The organism is uncultured Imperialibacter sp., assembly GCF_963974565.1.
GTDB classification, from domain to species: domain Bacteria; phylum Bacteroidota; class Bacteroidia; order Cytophagales; family Cyclobacteriaceae; genus Imperialibacter; species Imperialibacter roseus.
Window position 1 is genome coordinate 43,915 of sequence record NZ_CAXBCJ010000018.1, and the last position, 16,644, is coordinate 60,558.

Sequence of the window (16,644 nt, forward strand, 5' to 3'; positions counted from 1 at the left end):
CAAATAGCACTGACCTCAGCAGCAGTGATTCGTCGCTAAGGAACGACCAGGTCAGAAAAGTCCCAACATCTTTATTTCAGGGAATATTCCTTGCGCAGCGCCAACAGTATGGCAGCGTTCACATCCATGTAGGTATTGAACGAAATCATGCGGGTAGATTTAAGATTATTGGTGTGGTAATAGCCCAAAGCATTGGTTATGTCGAGCCTGTTGATTTTTTCCGGCTGCGAGAGATGGAACGGAATATATTCGTCGCTGTCTTCATATTCCGCCATCCTGTCAAAGATACCATTGCTGAGCAGTTCGTATTGAAAATCGTAATCCATGTGGTTGATCATAATAGGTTCGATGTATTCATGATAAACCGACGCTTCCAGGGCCTGCCTTTCCATGAGGTAATCAATGGCCACCGAGAGATCGCCCACCAGCTTTTGTAATTCCCTGCTTTTGAAATACCTGAGGGTGCCCGAGCTTTTTAGCTGCTCTAACACCACCGTTCTGGGTGTGAAGATCACCGGTGTTCTCACCGTAGTGGCCCAAAGAAAATTGATTGAAAGATCTTTCGAGGTGGAGGTAAGAGCACTGTCCTTGAAAAACCTTACCATGTATTCAATCGCCTGCTCTTTTTTGATTCTGCCTGCCACTTTCGTCACCACCGTGACTGAGTCATTTTTTAGCTCCTCGTAAAAGCTCTTGGCCAGCTCGTTTGCCTGCTGACGTTCAAAGTATTCCTCCCGCAAATTGTCGGCAAGGAATCCGAAAAAGACAGCCAAAAACAATAAGACAAATTCGAAAACATATTTTTTCCAACGCCGGGGCCCATTGAATGGGCTGAGTGGGTTGGCGATTTCAGAGGAGCTCATGAGCGTGCTAGGAAAGTGAGTTGAGAAAGGCCAATAAAAGAGATTCGGGCATAGCTGGTTTGCTATCAAAGATAATCAGGCGCCCAATAATATCTTACTGCCGAGCGTAAATTAACCTTCCCCCGCCGTGGCTCGTGTCTTCACGAGCGACCTCCTGCGTTAGTCATTATTACCGCTCCTCAACCGTCGGATAGCCATTATCTTTTGGCCGATTACGTTTTGATAAGTGTCAACATAAAGCAACGCTGGTGCGAGGTCATGACTCTGGCGGAAGCCATCTACCCCTATCCTTTACCCTTGTCGCAAAATCTTCTCCATCTTCCTGCCTTTGGCCAATTCGTCGACGAGCTTGTCCAAATACCTCGCTTGCTTTGTTAAAGGAGTTTCGATGTCTTCTATCCGATAGCCGCAAATCATTCCGGTAATCAGGTGAGCATTGGGGTGCAGCTTTGCCCGCTTAAAGAACGTCTCAAAAGTTGCTTTCTCGTCAATCAGCTCCTGTAGCTGCTTGTCATCAAAACCAGTCAGCCAATGAATCACCTCATGCAATTCTTCTTTGGTTCTCCCCTTGCTTTCAACTTTTTTAACATAGTGCGGATATACCGATGAGAAAGTCATTTTCACAAATTTCGCATCATGCTCTGGTGTGGTAGTCATAGTGTATGATTTAGGTAATTAATAGTCTGGCCAAAGTTACGAGACTCCGTCCAGACTACAACCCGGACGGAGTCTCCCTCCGCTGTGGCTCGTGTCTTCACGAGCTACTTCATGCATCACCTCTTGCCAAAAAAAGGTAGGCGAATCGTACGTGGTTGGTTCGTGAGACGCTAACCAAGGGGAAGGAAAATTCGTATGTCAGTTACCGATTTTCGGATGTTACATAGGAAAATTTGGATGTTGGTTACGGTCTTCGAGACAGGTGACGACCCGGGTCTTAACCGTTTGGGGTTGTGTCTTCAGTTGGGGTTGTGCCTTCAGTTTGGGGTTGTGTCTTCACAACCCATCCGAAGTTTCCTCCGAACTTTCGGCCTGTCATTTTTAGCCTTTACCGATTACACCAAGGCGCTAAGCATTCTGCATTGCTTCGGCCGATTCGTTGCTCTCCTTTCTTTCGCTCGGCTTAAAGATCATTCGGAAGATTTGGTCTTTGTAAATGTAGTAGCCCAGCCAGTTCAACAGCGTGGTTACCTTGTTCTTGAAGTTTACCAGCCCCATGATGTGCACAAAAATCCATATCAACCAGGCGGTAAATCCTCTAACGAAAACTTTCTGCCCCGGGAAGTCCAGCACCGCCTTATTACGCCCTATAATCGCCAGCGAGCCTTTGTCTACATACCGGAAAGGGCGCCACGAAGCTTTTTCACGGTTCAGGTTATCTGCCAGGTTGCGGGCTTGCTGCATGGCGGGTTGCGCCAGCTGCGGGTGTCCGTTAGGATAGGCTTTGTCGGTCTGGATGATAGCACAGTCGCCCAGTGCATAAATGTTGTTGTAGCCCTGCACAAGGTTGTAGGCATTGGTTTTCAGTCTGCCACCACGGCCTGTGCTTTCCGGGTAGAAACCATCAAACTGCCTTGCTTTCACCCCTGCTGCCCAAATCAGGTTTTTCGTTGCAATAGCTGAGCCATCGGACAGGTACACCGTGTCTGTCACAAAGTCCGCCACAAAGGTGTTGAGCAGCACTTCAACCCCCAGCTGCCGCAATTTTTTATGGGTATACTTCTGGGCATTGCCCGACATGGTCGCCAGCACTGCCTCGTTGCCGTCAATTAGAAAAATATCTCCAAGGTCTTCCTCAGCCAGCTCGGGGTAGTCTTTTTTCAGAATGGTCGCCCGCATTTCGGCCAGTATGCCCGAAAGCTCCACGCCCGTGGGGCCGGCACCAGCAATCACAAAGCTCAGGAGCTTTTTGCGTTCAGTCCGGTCGTCGAGCCGGGTGGCCTTGTCCAGCCTCAGCAATATGGTATTGCGCAGAGAAAGCGCATCGCTGATAGTTTTCATGGGCAGGCTATTTTGCTCGATATTTCTGTTACCGAAAAAATTGGCTTCTGTGCCAGTGGCCATCACCAGCATGTCGTAGTGCAGGGTGCCGTTGTTCAGCACAATCGTGTTGGTTTCCGGCACCACCCTTACTAATTCACCCAGGCGAAACCTGACGTTCTTTTTGTTTTGCAGGATTTTCCGGAATGGGTAACTAATAGCCGACGGCTCCATAAACCCCGTGGACACCTGATAGATCAATGGCGGAAAAAAGTTGTAATTGTTCGCATCCACCAGGGTGATCCGGTAGTGCTCATTGTTCCCCATTTTCTTAACAAACTCCAAACCGGCGAAGCCGCCACCTACCACGACAATTTCCTTTTTCATTTTTCTCTCCTTTTTCAAATTGCATCACTCATTGTGCCATTCAATTGAGGCACTATGCCCCCTGTTCAAAAGGGTTTGTTGGTGCTCACGGCAATCCTGTTCCAGGCGTTAATCACTGTGACTGCCATGATAATTTGCGCCAAATAGCGGTCTCCAAACAGGCCGATGGCCTTTGCGTAGGTTTCGGGGGTTAGCCCTTGCCGATGAATCAGGGTGACCTCCTCAGTCACCTGAAGAAGTACTCGTTCTTCTTCCGAAAAAAGGGTGGTTTCCCTCCATGCATTCAACAAAAAGAGCCGCTGCTGGGTTTCGCCATGTTTGAGGGCCTCTTTGGTGTGCATATCAATGCAAAAGGCGCACCCATTCACCTGCGAAGCCCTCACCTTGATAAGTGCCTGATGGGTGCTTGTGAGCCCGGCGTTGGCCACAAGCTGACTTAGATGATACAATGCCTTGTAAGCCTCCGGCTCCAGCGCATCGATTTGGATTCTTTGTTTCATAAACTGCCTAGTGTTTAAAACTTGAAACAAATTTATGAGACCGGCGAGGCAAAAAAGTTAAACCAGTTTAAGAAGCGAGCCGGTTCCTGATTTCACTCAAATATTCGGGCGTAAAGCCCAGGTAGGAGGCTACCAGGTATTGGGGCACCCTTTGGTTGAACTCGGGAAAAGCTTCACTGAAATGGATGTACAACTGCTCTCTGGTGTACTGCCGGAAAAACTTCACCCTTAGCTGAGCGGCAGCAGCAGCCGACTGGTAAACATGCCTGAAATACTTCTCCATTACCGGGTGGTTTTTCAGCAAGGTGTCTTCTTCCTGCTTCGAGAGCCTCATGACTTTCGATGTCTCCACTGCCTGAATACAGAATTCAGAATTTGTTTGCCGCTGGAAGGAAAACAGATCGGTAAGCCACCAGTTTTCTATGGCAAATTGTGTTGTCTGCTCGGCACCATTTTCTGTTACAAAAAACATGCGCAGGCACCCTTTCACTACAAAGTAATTGTGTCGGCAAATGGTATTTACTTCGTGTAGAACATGCTTCTTTTTAACCTCAATGAGCTCAAAGTAATGGCTTATTTCGTCATACTCATCGTCGGCAAGCTCAACGAACTTCGAAATATGATCCTTCATCATAGGTGTGTGGTTTTGAAATAAAAAGTCGTGAGTTCGATATAAGAATATAGCAAAGCGTAGGCTTAATTTCATTCGTGTGAATTTATACGCAGCGACCTGGCGGCAGGTGCTCTTTCAAAGCTCTTTTGTTAAAACGATCATGTCTCTGCATTCAATGCCGTTCTCAATAATTGGTTCGTCATAGTTTTCTTTAAAAAAAGTCCGGTTTTTTGCCGGTTATTCTAAACCCTACTTTTTGATAAAGGTACAGCTGCCCAACACTTGAGTTGCCGGTTCCAATAATGATTTTTTTCAGCCCCTTCAGTTTTGCTTTCTCAATGGCATCATTCAACAATATCGTCCCGATTCCTTTTCCCTGAAAGCTTTCGTCCACCGCAATATTCTTGATTTCAACAGTTTCATTGTCAACGCCAAAAAGAGCGTAACACCCAATGGTTCGCCCCTTCAAATCAGCTTTGTACACAATTGAGTCAGAAATGTATTTGTCGATGGTGTGTTTTGAAGGATCAGCAATTAGCAAAAGGTGGCAAGGGAGGCTATCTGTTTTCTGAAGTGCTGTGATGACAAGGTCATGTGCTACAATTGGCTTCTCTTTCATATATGCCCGGTGTCGGTATATTTTTCAAGTTACCACCTGTTTAACTGCAAAAAAAGTCACGATCCGCCATCATGGCTTGTATCTTAACCTTGAGTGTGTTTCGGGCTGTGCCTTCATACCCCATCTTTGGTTCTGTCTTCAGTTTGGAGTTGTGTCTTCACAACCCGTCCATGCCTTTCCCCGGCTTTTGTGAGTGAGCTCCACGCAAAACTCCAAAGGTTTTGCTATTTTCATCTTTTAACTTACTACCTACCTATGAAACTACTGCATCGTTTACCCCTCTTCTTTGGTCTGTGCTTTGGCCTGTCGGCCTGCCAGGAAAAGTCTCCTGATACCAGTCCGCCCCCCTATCAAAACCCTGCCCTGCCTGTCGATGAGCGGGTGGATGACCTGGTGGGCCGAATGACGCTGGCACAAAAGGTGTCGCAAATGACCAACGCCTCCCCTGCCATTGATTCGCTGGGCATTCCGGCGTACAACTGGTGGTCGGAAGGCCTGCACGGCATGGCCAGGGCAGGCAAGGCCACAGTGTTTCCACAGGCCATTGGCATGGCGGCTACATGGGACGATGACCTGATCTTTGATGTGGCCACGGTGATTTCGGATGAAACCCGGGCCAAACACCACGACTTCGTGCGAAAAGGCAAGCGGTTTCTCTACCAGGGCCTCACGCTGTGGTCGCCCAATATCAATATTTTCAGAGACCCCCGCTGGGGCCGTGGGCAGGAAACCTACGGCGAAGATCCGTTTCTCACTGGTTCGCTCGCAGTCCCGTTTATCAAAGGCCTGCAGGGCGACGATCCCACCTACCTGAAAACGGTGGCCACCATCAAGCATTTTGCCGTGCACAACGGCCCCGAGCCCGAAAGGCATGAGTTTGACGCCAAAGTGAGCCTGAAAGACCTCAGGGAAACCTACCTGCCGCAGTTCAAAATGGGTGTGCAGGAAGGCCACGCCTACTCGGCCATGTGTGCCTACAACCGGATCAACGGCGAGCCCTGCTGCGGCAGCAAAAGCCTGCTGACCGGTACCCTGAAAGGCAAGCTGGGCTTTGATGGCTTTATCGTGTCGGACTGCTGGGCCATTACCGACATCTGGAAATTCCACCAGGTGGTGGGCTCCGAAGCGGAGGCGGCCGCCATGGCAGTGAAAGCGGGGACAGACTTGAGCTGCGGCGAGGAGTTCCTGTCGCTGGTGGAAGCAGTGGAGAAAGGCTATATCACCGAAGCGGAAATTGACGTGTCGGTGAAGCGCCTGTTCAAAGCCCGCTTCAAGCTGGGTATGTTCGACCCGATGGAAACGGTGAAATACGCTCAGATTCCTTACAGCATCGTCGACCAACCAGCCAACCAGGCCCTGGCCCTGAAAACGGCTCAGGAAACGATGGTGCTGTTGAAAAACGACAATAACACCCTCCCCCTCCGCAAGGACTTAAAGAAAGTGGCCGTTATTGGCCCCAACTCCGACCAGTGGCTCATGCTGCTGGGCAACTACAACGGCGTGCCCTCCAAAGCAGTGACGCCTTTGGAAGGCATCAGGAATAAGCTGGGGGCCGGCACGGAGGTGGTGTTTGCCCAGGGGTCGGAATACGCAGAGGGCTTGCCGATGTTTTACACTGTGCCTGCCAATGCCATCAACGGGCCCATCAGGGCCAGCTACTTCAACAACAGCAAGATGCAGGGCGACGTGGTGTATGAAGAGGAAATTGATCAGCTGGATGTGAACTGGAACGACGCTGCCCCCAGAGAAGACCTGGGTGACGACAACTTCGGCGTGCGCTGGGAGGGACAAATCACCGCACAGAAGACGGGCTATCATCAGCTGGGTGTGATCACTACCTGCAATACGCAGCTCTACTTTGAAGGCAAAGAGGTAGCCAGAACGGTCTATCACTTTGGTGACGAATATGGCGACCCGAGGCTACGGAAGTCGGAGCCGATCCTTTTAGAAGCAGGAAAAACCTATAGCTTCAAAGTGGATGCAGGTGAAAACTATGCCGACGCCATGGTGCAGTTGGTGTGGGCAGAGCCCAAACCCGACCTGATGAAGGATGCCCTGGCCGCTGCCAGCGGTGCTGATGCGGTGATCATGTGCATGGGCCTTACGCCCCGCATGGAAGGCGAAGAAATGGATATTAAGGTGGATGGATTTAATGGCGGCGACCGCACCAAGCTGGGCCTACCGGCGGCACAGCTTGATTTGATCAAGGCCATTCACGCCCTGGGCAAGCCAGTGGTGCTGGTGCTGCTCAATGGCAGTGCGCTGTCGATCCCGTGGGAAAACGATCATATTCCGGCCATTCTGGAGGCGTGGTATCCGGGCCAGGCGGGTGGCACCGCCATTGCCGACGTTCTTTTTGGCGACTACAACCCCTCGGGCAAGCTGCCGGTTACCTTCTACAAGTCGGTTGCGGACCTGCCTGCCTTCACCGACTACCAGATGACGACGCAGACCTACCGGTTCTTCAAAGGGCAAGCGCTGTATCCGTTCGGGCACGGCCTGAGCTATTCGACTTTTGGTTTTGCTGATTTGAACCTTCCGGCCGAAAGCAAGCCCGGTGAGGCAGTGCCGGTGAAAGTAACCGTTACCAACACCGGCCCAATGGACGGCGACGAGGTGGTGCAGCTGTACGTTGCCAACAAAAACCGGCCGGCCGATGCACCCATCAAGAACCTGGCGGCCTTCCGGCGCATCCACCTGAAGACTGGCGAAAGCAAAACAGTGGAATTAACGATTAGAAAAGAGGCCTTTCAAACCTTCGATGCTGAGTTTAACCTGGTGAGCGTGCCTGGAGAGTTTGCTATTTCAGTAGGGAATTCCTCGGCGAAAGATGATTTGAGGACGGGGCTGGTGGTAAGGTGAGTTGTGCGGCTGAACGGGCCGGACATACATCGGCCCTAACCAAACGAGCGTCATGTCGATTGCGACGAAGGAGCGAGCCGACGTGGAACGACATCCCCTGGCCCTTGCAGTAATCATTCTGAGAACTGGTCTCAAAAAAAACCCTGGAAGTATTGTATGCACTGGAAGCACAAGTCTCGATCACCGTCATTGCAAATGAAGGTAAAGAGGGGTTTTACTACAAGAGCTGATTAAATGCGGAACCCTTACCGGATCGCAGGTTCTACGATAGGGGTTCGGGTTTCTTGCTGAGCTTTCTCGCTCAGCGATTGCAGATGCTGAACAGGGGAAGAGACGAGGGCGCAACGTCCCTGTCCAAACCGGCGTCATATCGATTGCGAGTCATCCTGAGCTTCCCGAAACGAAGTGTAGGCATAGTCGAAGGGACGAGCGAGCCGACGTGGAATCCGACGCCGGAACGATACCCCCCGGCTTCTAGCAGCAAGCATTTCTGAGGTTGTCTGACAAAAAAATACTGGAATTATTGTGTTTGACTACGATAGGGCTTGTTGCTTCTTGATTTTGCGAATTGAAGTTGAATGCACTGATTATTCACTAATAATTTTTCACAGTACTTCATACCGTGTTCCACGAAGTTGAAAAGTCAGTGAGTCGATCAATGCTTTCAATTCCCTCTTTTCATTCAAGTAATCCTTTGTTTGTATCTGCCCGGCTTCCCGTTTTTGGTGTAAACTCTCCAACTCCTTTCCAATTCCAAATCTTCTCTTCGCTAATTCATACGCTTCAAAGTCTCTTTTTCTTCTCTCTTCGATGTCTAATCGTACGTCTTCGCTCACTCCGTTTCCTGCAACCAAGTCAAAACTAAAGCCACCCCGCTCGTCATAAGGAATACACTGCCCAAGCTGGAGAGTGGGTTTCTTTCTAATTATTTGCCTAAAAGTGTCAGCACTGAAGGAAATATAGCCTTGTTGAGTGATAACCGTCCAAACTCGTTTGTTGTCGACTAGTTTCATTTCAATGTCCTGAATTTCCAACCATCTGTCGTCAAACGATTGAGAAAGCTCGAATGACAAATCCATTGGACTTTCAAAGACCAAAGTCGCTGGTGCAACCCAAAACGTAATATAAAAGCCTTCCATGTCTGGTCGGTTCCATTGAAAAATATAGTCAATGTCTAATACCAAATTTTCTTTCAGCTGAAGTCCGTAAACAGTTGCATCATGCCAACCCATTTGTTCAATATCCTGCTCAGTCCAAATCCATTTTTCTAATTCGTAATCAGTCATTCGTTAAAAGTGAATTGAGTAGAACAGTCTTTTTACTTGTAAGGTCTTTGATCTGGATTAAAAATCCTATGAGAAATAGCCAAGTTTCTTGCTCAGCTTTAAAAATCGGCGATTGCAAATCTGGAAGAGCTAGTTAGGTATCCGCCACTGCTTTCATCAAGCTTCCCGCTCTGCCCTCATGCTCATCGCCACACACCACCACAGCCACATTGCCCACCTTGCGCCCCGACGACACATAGGTATGCGCCTCAGCGACGTCAGCCAACGGAAAGTACCTGTCGACCACAGGCTTGTAATGCCCTTTCTCGGCCAGGCCTTTCAAAAAGACCAGGTCTTCTTTTTCCCAATAAAAATTGGAAGCCGCTATCACTACCTTTTTGCGTCTGAAAAGGGAGGTGTACATGGCTGCCAGCATGTGCCGCAGGCCAAACTCAGTCAGCAGGTATTTGCCGTTTGGGGTCAGCAGGTTCATGCACTCTTTCATGGAAGTTTTGCCTACGGTGTCAAACACTATGTCGTAGCGCTTGTCTGTATCAATGAAATATTCTTTGGTGTAGTCAATCACTTCATTTGCGCCTATCGACTTCACCAACTCAATGTTTTTGGTACTGCACACCCCTGTTACATGGGCCCCAAAGTATTTCGCCAACTGAACGGCGGCAGTGCCCACTGAGCCCGACGCACCGTAAATGAGCACGTGGTGCCCTTTTTCTATTTTGCCTTTTTTCTTCAAATAGGCCAGCGCCGACAATGGACCATTCACCATGGTAGCCGCCTCCGTAAAAGCCAAATTTTGCGGTTTCAAGTGCATCAAAGCATTTTCCGGCAGGCATTTGTATTCGGCATAGGCACCAAAGCTGAGGCCGGTGTAGCCAAATACCTGGTCGTTTACCTGGTAGCTTTTCACCTTGCTGCCGATGGCCTCCACTACCCCCGAAAATTCGATACCAAGCACTGGCTGCTTTGGCTTTCTGAATCCAAACATCAGGCCCACCGGCAGCTTCAGCAGGGGCGGGTGATCGAAGCTTCTCATCTTGGGGTCTTCGGCGGTCACAGAAGTGGCGTGAATTTTTACGAGCACTGCGCCGGGTTTAGGCACGGGCTTTTCAAGCTCTGCCATTTGCAGCACACTGGGGTTTCCGTACTTTTTGAATACTATTGCCTTCATCTGCGTAGGATTTTGTTTTGAAAGCCACCCGCTTCGGGGGCCTTCTCAAAATAACGGGATACGACAACGCAGGAATTTGATCTAAGTCAAATAATCACTCTGACGAAACCTTTGCTCTGATGCGGGACAGGGTTTCCAAAGAAACGTTCAGATAAGAGGCAATAATGGTGACAGGTAGGAATTGGACGATATGCGGTTCCTTTTCGAGTAGCTTGAGGTAGCGTTGGGAGGCGTCGAGGGTTTGAAACTCCCTGAGCCGTTGTTCAAACCAAACGGCATAGTATTCGATAAACATTTTGTCGAGCATCATTACCTCGGGGTAGGTATTTTTCACTTTGCCAAAGCGGCCGTAGTCAATAATAGTCACCTCCAGCTCAGTCAGGGCCTCCACGTACACATCGCCCGGCTTTTGCATGATGTAGCTGTCAAGCGACACCGCCACGTCGTCATGAAAGTAGATCTCGGTCGTGATCTCTTTATGGTTGTGGAGATAAAACTTCCTCGCTATACCCTCCTTGATCAGCAAGTGAGCGGTACATATCTGACCGGGCCGTAGCAAGTGAGCACCTTTTGAGAATTTTTTATCGACAAACACTTTCTCCAGCTCTGCGTGAATCTCAAGATCAAGCTTGTAGGATAAGTCTTTGATCCTTTTTATGTATGGGTTCATTTATCGCTTTCCTGTTTTATCAAAATGACGCAACCACCGAATATACGGAATCTCTTCTGGTTTGTGTTTTGGCTTTTTGAAGTTTGGAGGTAGAAAAGGGGCTTAGAAACGTAACAACACAGTTGCCGTGGCTAGTGTCTTCATGAGCGACTTCCTGTGTTGGGCGTTACCGGGGAAAATGTAAAGATGAGCGTGTTGTTGGTTCGTTGAACACGACCCCAAGGCGGTAGAGCCGGTTTTATAGGGAATAAAACTTTACAGTTTGTATATTTGTTTACCTCATGACGCCATGAAAGCGAAAACAAAACCGAACTATCAGCAAGTGCTTAAGCTCATTCATCAGCTCCTGGAAAAGGAGAATGAAAGCCTAGCTACTGCGCTCCAATCAGAGATGACGTCAAAAAAAACCACGAGCTCTCTACAAGCCATTTTGCTTGACGCCCCCACCTGGACAGACGACGACCTAAGCACTTATCAGGCAGCGAGGGACGGCATCAACAAGTCACGTCTGGCATGATTCCCCTGGACTCCTCGGTAATAATTGAGCTTTTCAGGAAAAAGAACAAGCAAGAAACAATGTTCTGTCGCCGTGGCTCGTGTCTTCACGAGCGACTTCCTGTGAAGGTCGTTCCCAAAAGAAAGTTATAAAGATCACAAAGGGTTTCCCAGTCCCTTGCGCAGACTAGCTTGGCTGCCAAGGCCGCCAGAGAAAAAAAAAACGACCCTAGCACAACGGCCGGTGAAATAACCACTTTCAAATCCAGCCACACTCGCACAATCTTATTTGAATTTTATAACTTTGGTCGATGATTAAGCCGCTCACTCTTGATGAACTCTACGAGAAGAAACTCCGCCGCCGGCCTGAAACTATTCAGGGCGGTGTTGGGCAGTTCAATGTGTTCAACTACGAGGACTTTATTGGGCCCGACCCCAAGCCGGTGCCTTACAGCCGACGGGAGTATTACAAAATCAGCTTCCTGACGGGTAACACCAGGTACTTTTATGCTGACAAGGCAGTAGAGGTAAAAAACGCCGCACTGGTTTTTGCCAACCCTATGGTTCCCTACAACTGGGAACGGCTGAGCGACAATCAGTCGGGGTACTTTTGTGTGTTTACAGAAGAGTTTTTCACCAACTTCGGAGCCATCAGAGACTACCCCATTTTCCAACCCGGCAGCACGCCCATTTACGAAGTAGACCCGGGCGACATTGAAGAGATCAACAGGTTTTACCTTCAGATGATAGAGGAAATCAACTCTGATTATGCCTACAAGTACGATCTCATCAAAACACTGGTGATCCAGCTGATACACAAAGCGATCAAGCTCCAACCAGCTGAGGCCTCCCTCCACTCCCAGTCCAATGCCAACGACAGGATCTCCTCCCTTTTCTCCGAATTGCTTGAACGCCAGTTTCCGATTGAGTCGCCCATCCAGCGAATGAAGCTTCGGTCGCCCAACGATTTTGCCAATAACCTCTCGGTGCACATCAATCACCTGAACCGGGCATTGAAAGCAACCATGGGGCAAACCACTTCGCAGCTGATCTCCAGCCGCATTATGCAGGAGGCGAGAATTTTGCTCAGGCACACCAACTGGCAAATATCGGAGATTGGTTATTGCCTGGGGTTTGAAGAGCCATCGCATTTCATCTCGTTCTTTAAGAAAACTGAAAACGTTACTCCCCGACTCTACCGAACGCAATAGCAATTGTTTGATTCTTGATGCTTTTTGATTGAAGCGGGCTATAGCCAGTCAACCTGCGTTGCGCACCTTTGTGAGGCTGCTTTATACTGTATGCGCACAATTTTGTTTTGTTAAGAGGTTCAGTTGCTCAATTCAATTTTTACCCGATCCCTAAAGGAAGACGAATCATAATTAGTAGGGCCCTTTAGGGGTGCCCGGCTTAGGGGTGCCCGGCTTAGTGGTGCCCGGCTTAGGGAATAAAGGTCTAGAATGCTCTTAACAAAACGACATTGTGCGCACGGAAGCTGATAGCAGCGAAAACTAACTTTTAACACAAAAACCTTTAACATGAAATACAACTATATCGGCGATACGGGGCTGAAAGTATCAGAGCTCTGTTTTGGCACCATGACCTTTGGTGGTCAGGATGCGGGCATGTGGAGCAAGATAGGCCAGCTGCAGCAAAAAGAAGTGAATGACATGCTGGGCGCTGTCATTGAATCTGGCATCAATTTTATCGACACGGCCAATGTCTACTCCTTTGGGCAGTCGGAGCAGCTGCTGGGCCAGGGCCTGAAGGACGTGGGCGCCAAAAGAGATGAGGTAGTGCTGGCTACTAAGGTGCTGGGGCCTATGGGCTCACAGCCAAACAATGTGGGCCTTTCCCGCTACCATATATTCAATTCGGTAGAGGCCAGCCTGCAAAGGCTACAGGTAGATCACATCGACCTGCTGTATGTGCACGGCGTTGATCCAAGAACATCCATTGAAGAGATACTAAGGTCTCTCAACGACGTGGCAGACAGTGGCAAGGTGCGCTACATCGCTATTTGTAACTGGCCAGCATGGATGGTCGCCAAGGCGCAAGCAGTGGCTTACTATAACGGCTGGCATAAGTTCATAGGCTTGCAATACCATTATTCTGCTGCCACCAGGGACATCGAGCACGAGCTGGTGCCCATGGCCGCCGACCACAAACTGGCAATCTTTCCATGGAGTCCGCTGGCGGGCGGCTTCCTCTCCGGCAAATACACCAGAGCGGGCAGCAGTGATGTCAACGGAAGACGGGCCAATTTTGACTTCCCTCCTCTCGATAAAGAAAAAGCGTATGATTTGGTAGAGGTAATGGGCGGCATAGCAAAAGCACACGGAGTGACCACGGCGCAAATAGCCCTGGCATGGGTGCGGCATCAACCCGGCGTCACCAGCACCATTATTGGCGCCAAAACACCCGATCAGCTAAAGGCCAATATCGACTCTACGGAAATAGTGTTGACACCTGACGACCTGGCCAAAATAGAGGAAGTCAGTCCGCTGGCATCCCAGTATCCCGGCTGGATGGTGGAGCGGCAAGGTGAGTATAGGAAGTAGAAGGCCGGTTAGTGAGGGCGCTTTTGGTTAAAAACAGGAAGGCTATCAATATTGGCAGCCTTCTATGTTTTTAATGGGCGCTTGGGGCGGGGCAAATTGCCAGTGCAGGTGCGTTAAATTGTTATGGAAAAGCTTGTATATGTCTTTTCTGTGGGCAACGATGAGAAAGCGAAAAGTGTTTTCGTTGATCTTCTCGAATCAAATCCGATACTCACCAATTCTGATCCTGTAGTAGCTTTTAAAGCCCGTCAGCTTCTTTATGTTTGCCAAATCTTGTATCGAGTCTGACTTCTCGAGTTCGAGAATAAGCTTTTCTATTTTGGCATAGAGTGACTTGTTCTTGATTTTGTCAAGCGATTTCGCAAATGACTTATCAAATTCAATAGTCACTGAGCCCTCAATTTGGCTAAAATTGAATTACGGTCAACTGTTTCGCCTGTCTTGGCAGCGTCCATAGCTGAGCCAATAGCAAAGTCCTCAAACTGCTCGTCGGCAAGGTTTATTACATTTCCGCCTAGTTTTTTGGCAAGGTCTGACAAGAGCTTGTTGCTTTTTTTGTCTGCTTTAATAATGATCGCTCCCATTTCGATATCTTTCATTAAAGATATGGATAATTGCTTAAGGTTGGGCTTTTTGCGTTATCAGCACCAGACCAAACCATCGATTTGCCATTATTTTGCGGATGCATCAATCTTGCTGTTTCACTCAAAACCTTACACCAGCGCAACCATTTCTGCAAAATCCGTTAAACGAGGCATATAGCACATTATGCGTCGACTGGCACCCAATTTATTTGATGTTAACAACCGGGTATATGCCCATCTCCTGTTTTGGGTGGCGTACTATTTCTACCGGGTGTATATCTATATTGAGTATTATGAGTACTCCCCCATTACGCAATTTGTAGAGCTCCCGGTAAAAGTAGCCGTTGTTTACGTGCATATGTACGTCCTCATGCCTAAACTGCTCAGCCACAGAAAGTACTTTTACTATGGCATCAGCCTGATCTGCCTTGTTTTCGTGGCTACGGTACTGCAATCGGAGGTGATCAGGGGGATGATAGCTTCGGGCATTTATCGTTTCAACCCCGACTTGCTCTATGCTCCCCGCAAGTTCAGCGCTACAGCAAGTCATATCACGATGATCCTCTTCGTGACCTCGGCCATCAAAATACTGAAAGACCAATACCTGCAGCAGCAAAAGCTGCAACAGGTAGAGCAGCAGCGCCTTCGCAATGAGCTCACCTTCCTGAAGACGCAAATCAACCCGCACTTCTTTTTCAATACCCTCAACAACCTCTATTCGCTGGTATTGAACAAGTCGGACAAGGCAGCCGATGCCATTCTAAAGCTCTCCTCGCTGATGGAATATGTGATTTACGAGTCAGACAAGAAGAAGGTAAGCCTGCAATCGGAAGTGGAGCACCTGCAAGACTACGTGGAGTTGGAAAAGCTCAGGTTTGGTACCGAGTTAAAGCTGGAGATGGTGCTGCCTGACGACGTTGATGGATATGATATTCCGCCAATGTTGCTCATTCCCCTTGTAGAAAACTGCTTTAAGCACGGAAAACCTGATAAGAATGGCCTCTTTACGATCAAAATAGAGGCGACTATAAAAGGAAAGCACCTGTGTTTTAGCACTTACAACACCAAAGTGTCCCACCCTATCGAAAGGGGAAAACCCACCTCACACTATGGGGTAGGCTTGCAAAATGTGATGCGCCGCATTGAGCTGATTTATGGAAAAAGAGCCAATTTCAAGCTCAAAGAGCTTCCGGAGAGCTTTTCACTGACCGTGCAACTGCCGCTGGAAGACCAAAGAAAGGAGGTGCCCGTTGAAGCTTAACTGCCTGATAGTAGACGATGAGCCGCTGGCCATTGAGGTTATCCACAACTACGTGGAACGACTCGACAACCTGCAACTTGTGGCCAAGTGCAGGCATGTGGCTGAGGCCAATACCTGGCTGCGAAGTGCGGCAGTGGATGTAGTCTTTCTCGACATCAAAATGCCTGAAGTTACCGGACTTGAGTTTGCCAGGACGCTGGGGAAAACGCCAATGATTATTTTCACCACTGCTTCCCGGGACCTGGCCGTGCAGAGTTATGACACCCATGCCATAGACTACCTGATCAAGCCCATTAGCTTCGAAAAGTTCCTGAAGGCAGTGAACAAAGCGTTTGACAGAAAGAAGGAGCTCGACCTGATGGCCGACTCAACGCAACAAAAAACGCTGCTTGTCAAAGCCGAAAACAAAACCTTCAGGATTGACGCTGGCGAGATCCATTTTGTGGAAAGCATCCGTGACCACGTGATTTTCCATTTGGCAGATGGTGCCTCTGTTGTGTCTTACACCTCCATCAATGCCGTCGAAAATGACTTGCCTGAGCTGGACTTCGTGCGAATCCACCGCTCCTACCTGGTGGCCATCAGGCACATAAAAGCCTTTAGCAATTCTCAAATCGAACTACCCAACACTACCCTGCCCATTGGCCGCACCTACAAAGAAGAGGTGCTGCAGCGGCTAACCCTTCAAAACATTCATTTGTAGGGTGAAACCTGTCGTTCTCCGGCGAAAATCCTCTCTTTAAAGGTGTGCTTAAGCAAATAATCCCCCGTCACGTTCATTGAGTATGGTCAACTCAG

At 48.9% G+C, this 16,644-nt stretch carries 17 protein-coding genes; 6 read left to right on the top strand and 11 right to left on the bottom strand.

Going from position 1 to position 16,644, the window contains the following annotated elements:
* Nucleotides 1–71 precede the first annotated feature (71 nt).
* From AAC052_RS21125 to AAC052_RS21150, 6 genes are all read right to left on the bottom strand, one after another.
* On the bottom strand, nucleotides 72–863 hold the full coding sequence (locus tag AAC052_RS21125) for a hypothetical protein (RefSeq protein ID WP_339815396.1): 792 nt from the start codon (nucleotides 861–863) through the stop codon (nucleotides 72–74).
* Between the two features lie 291 nt (nucleotides 864–1,154).
* Complete coding sequence (locus AAC052_RS21130) at nucleotides 1,155–1,520, bottom strand: DUF2200 domain-containing protein (protein ID WP_339815397.1); 366 nt, start codon at nucleotides 1,518–1,520, stop codon at nucleotides 1,155–1,157.
* Between the two features lie 408 nt (nucleotides 1,521–1,928).
* On the bottom strand, nucleotides 1,929–3,227 hold the full coding sequence (locus AAC052_RS21135) for an NAD(P)/FAD-dependent oxidoreductase (protein WP_339815398.1): 1,299 nt from the start codon (nucleotides 3,225–3,227) through the stop codon (nucleotides 1,929–1,931).
* A gap of 65 nt (nucleotides 3,228–3,292) precedes the next feature.
* A complete protein-coding gene (locus AAC052_RS21140; RefSeq protein ID WP_339815399.1) occupies nucleotides 3,293–3,727 on the bottom strand; it encodes a carboxymuconolactone decarboxylase family protein in 435 nt (144 codons plus the stop codon).
* A gap of 67 nt (nucleotides 3,728–3,794) precedes the next feature.
* Nucleotides 3,795–4,361 carry a Crp/Fnr family transcriptional regulator gene (locus AAC052_RS21145; protein WP_339815400.1) on the bottom strand — a complete coding sequence of 189 codons (567 nt, stop codon included), beginning with the start codon at nucleotides 4,359–4,361 and terminating at the stop codon, nucleotides 3,795–3,797.
* Nucleotides 4,362–4,551: 190 nt separating this feature from the next.
* A complete protein-coding gene (locus AAC052_RS21150) occupies nucleotides 4,552–4,959 on the bottom strand; it encodes a GNAT family N-acetyltransferase (protein ID WP_339815401.1) in 408 nt (135 codons plus the stop codon).
* 255 nt (nucleotides 4,960–5,214) lie between these two features.
* Here AAC052_RS21150 and AAC052_RS21155 point away from each other — a divergent pair, with 255 nt between their 5' ends.
* On the top strand, nucleotides 5,215–7,821 hold the full coding sequence (locus AAC052_RS21155) for a glycoside hydrolase family 3 C-terminal domain-containing protein (RefSeq protein ID WP_339815402.1): 2,607 nt from the start codon (nucleotides 5,215–5,217) through the stop codon (nucleotides 7,819–7,821).
* A gap of 605 nt (nucleotides 7,822–8,426) precedes the next feature.
* Here AAC052_RS21155 and AAC052_RS21160 read toward each other — a convergent pair.
* The 3 genes from AAC052_RS21160 to AAC052_RS21170 form a co-directional block, all read right to left on the bottom strand.
* The gene (locus tag AAC052_RS21160; protein WP_339815403.1) at nucleotides 8,427–9,107 is read right to left on the bottom strand and encodes a hypothetical protein; all 681 of its coding nucleotides are present in this window, start codon (nucleotides 9,105–9,107) and stop codon (nucleotides 8,427–8,429) included.
* A 133-nt stretch (nucleotides 9,108–9,240) separates the two neighbouring features.
* On the bottom strand, nucleotides 9,241–10,275 hold the full coding sequence (locus AAC052_RS21165; RefSeq protein WP_339815404.1) for an NAD(P)-dependent alcohol dehydrogenase: 1,035 nt from the start codon (nucleotides 10,273–10,275) through the stop codon (nucleotides 9,241–9,243).
* A gap of 94 nt (nucleotides 10,276–10,369) precedes the next feature.
* Nucleotides 10,370–10,945, bottom strand: coding sequence for a hypothetical protein (locus AAC052_RS21170; protein WP_339815405.1), 576 nt, complete (start codon nucleotides 10,943–10,945; stop codon nucleotides 10,370–10,372).
* A gap of 289 nt (nucleotides 10,946–11,234) precedes the next feature.
* On the opposite strand from AAC052_RS21170, the gene AAC052_RS21175 reads away from it, so the two are divergent.
* The 3 genes from AAC052_RS21175 to AAC052_RS21185 all read left to right on the top strand — a co-directional run bounded on the left by AAC052_RS21175 (nucleotide 11,235) and on the right by AAC052_RS21185 (nucleotide 14,001).
* A complete protein-coding gene (locus tag AAC052_RS21175) occupies nucleotides 11,235–11,462 on the top strand; it encodes a hypothetical protein (RefSeq protein ID WP_339815406.1) in 228 nt (75 codons plus the stop codon).
* Between the two features lie 289 nt (nucleotides 11,463–11,751).
* Nucleotides 11,752–12,651, top strand: a complete 900-nt coding sequence (locus AAC052_RS21180) for a helix-turn-helix transcriptional regulator (protein ID WP_339815407.1) — start codon at nucleotides 11,752–11,754, stop codon at nucleotides 12,649–12,651.
* 327 nt (nucleotides 12,652–12,978) lie between these two features.
* Nucleotides 12,979–14,001 (top strand): aldo/keto reductase, encoded by a 1,023-nt coding sequence (locus tag AAC052_RS21185; protein WP_339815408.1) that lies wholly within the window; start codon nucleotides 12,979–12,981, stop codon nucleotides 13,999–14,001.
* 198 nt (nucleotides 14,002–14,199) lie between these two features.
* Here the strand turns inward: AAC052_RS21185 and AAC052_RS21190 are convergent, their stop codons facing one another.
* Both AAC052_RS21190 and AAC052_RS21195 read right to left on the bottom strand, forming a co-directional pair.
* Complete coding sequence (locus tag AAC052_RS21190; RefSeq protein ID WP_317491408.1) at nucleotides 14,200–14,391, bottom strand: hypothetical protein; 192 nt, start codon at nucleotides 14,389–14,391, stop codon at nucleotides 14,200–14,202.
* On the bottom strand, nucleotides 14,388–14,600 hold the full coding sequence (locus tag AAC052_RS21195) for a hypothetical protein (protein WP_339815409.1): 213 nt from the start codon (nucleotides 14,598–14,600) through the stop codon (nucleotides 14,388–14,390). The genes AAC052_RS21190 and AAC052_RS21195 overlap by 4 nt, the downstream gene beginning before the upstream one ends.
* 169 nt (nucleotides 14,601–14,769) lie before the next feature.
* Between AAC052_RS21195 and AAC052_RS21200 the strand changes: the two genes are divergently transcribed.
* Nucleotides 14,770–15,846 carry a histidine kinase gene (locus AAC052_RS21200; RefSeq protein WP_339815410.1) on the top strand — a complete coding sequence of 359 codons (1,077 nt, stop codon included), beginning with the start codon at nucleotides 14,770–14,772 and terminating at the stop codon, nucleotides 15,844–15,846.
* Nucleotides 15,836–16,549 (top strand): LytTR family DNA-binding domain-containing protein, encoded by a 714-nt coding sequence (locus AAC052_RS21205; protein WP_339815411.1) that lies wholly within the window; start codon nucleotides 15,836–15,838, stop codon nucleotides 16,547–16,549. The genes AAC052_RS21200 and AAC052_RS21205 overlap by 11 nt, the downstream gene beginning before the upstream one ends.
* Nucleotides 16,550–16,644 lie beyond the last annotated feature (95 nt).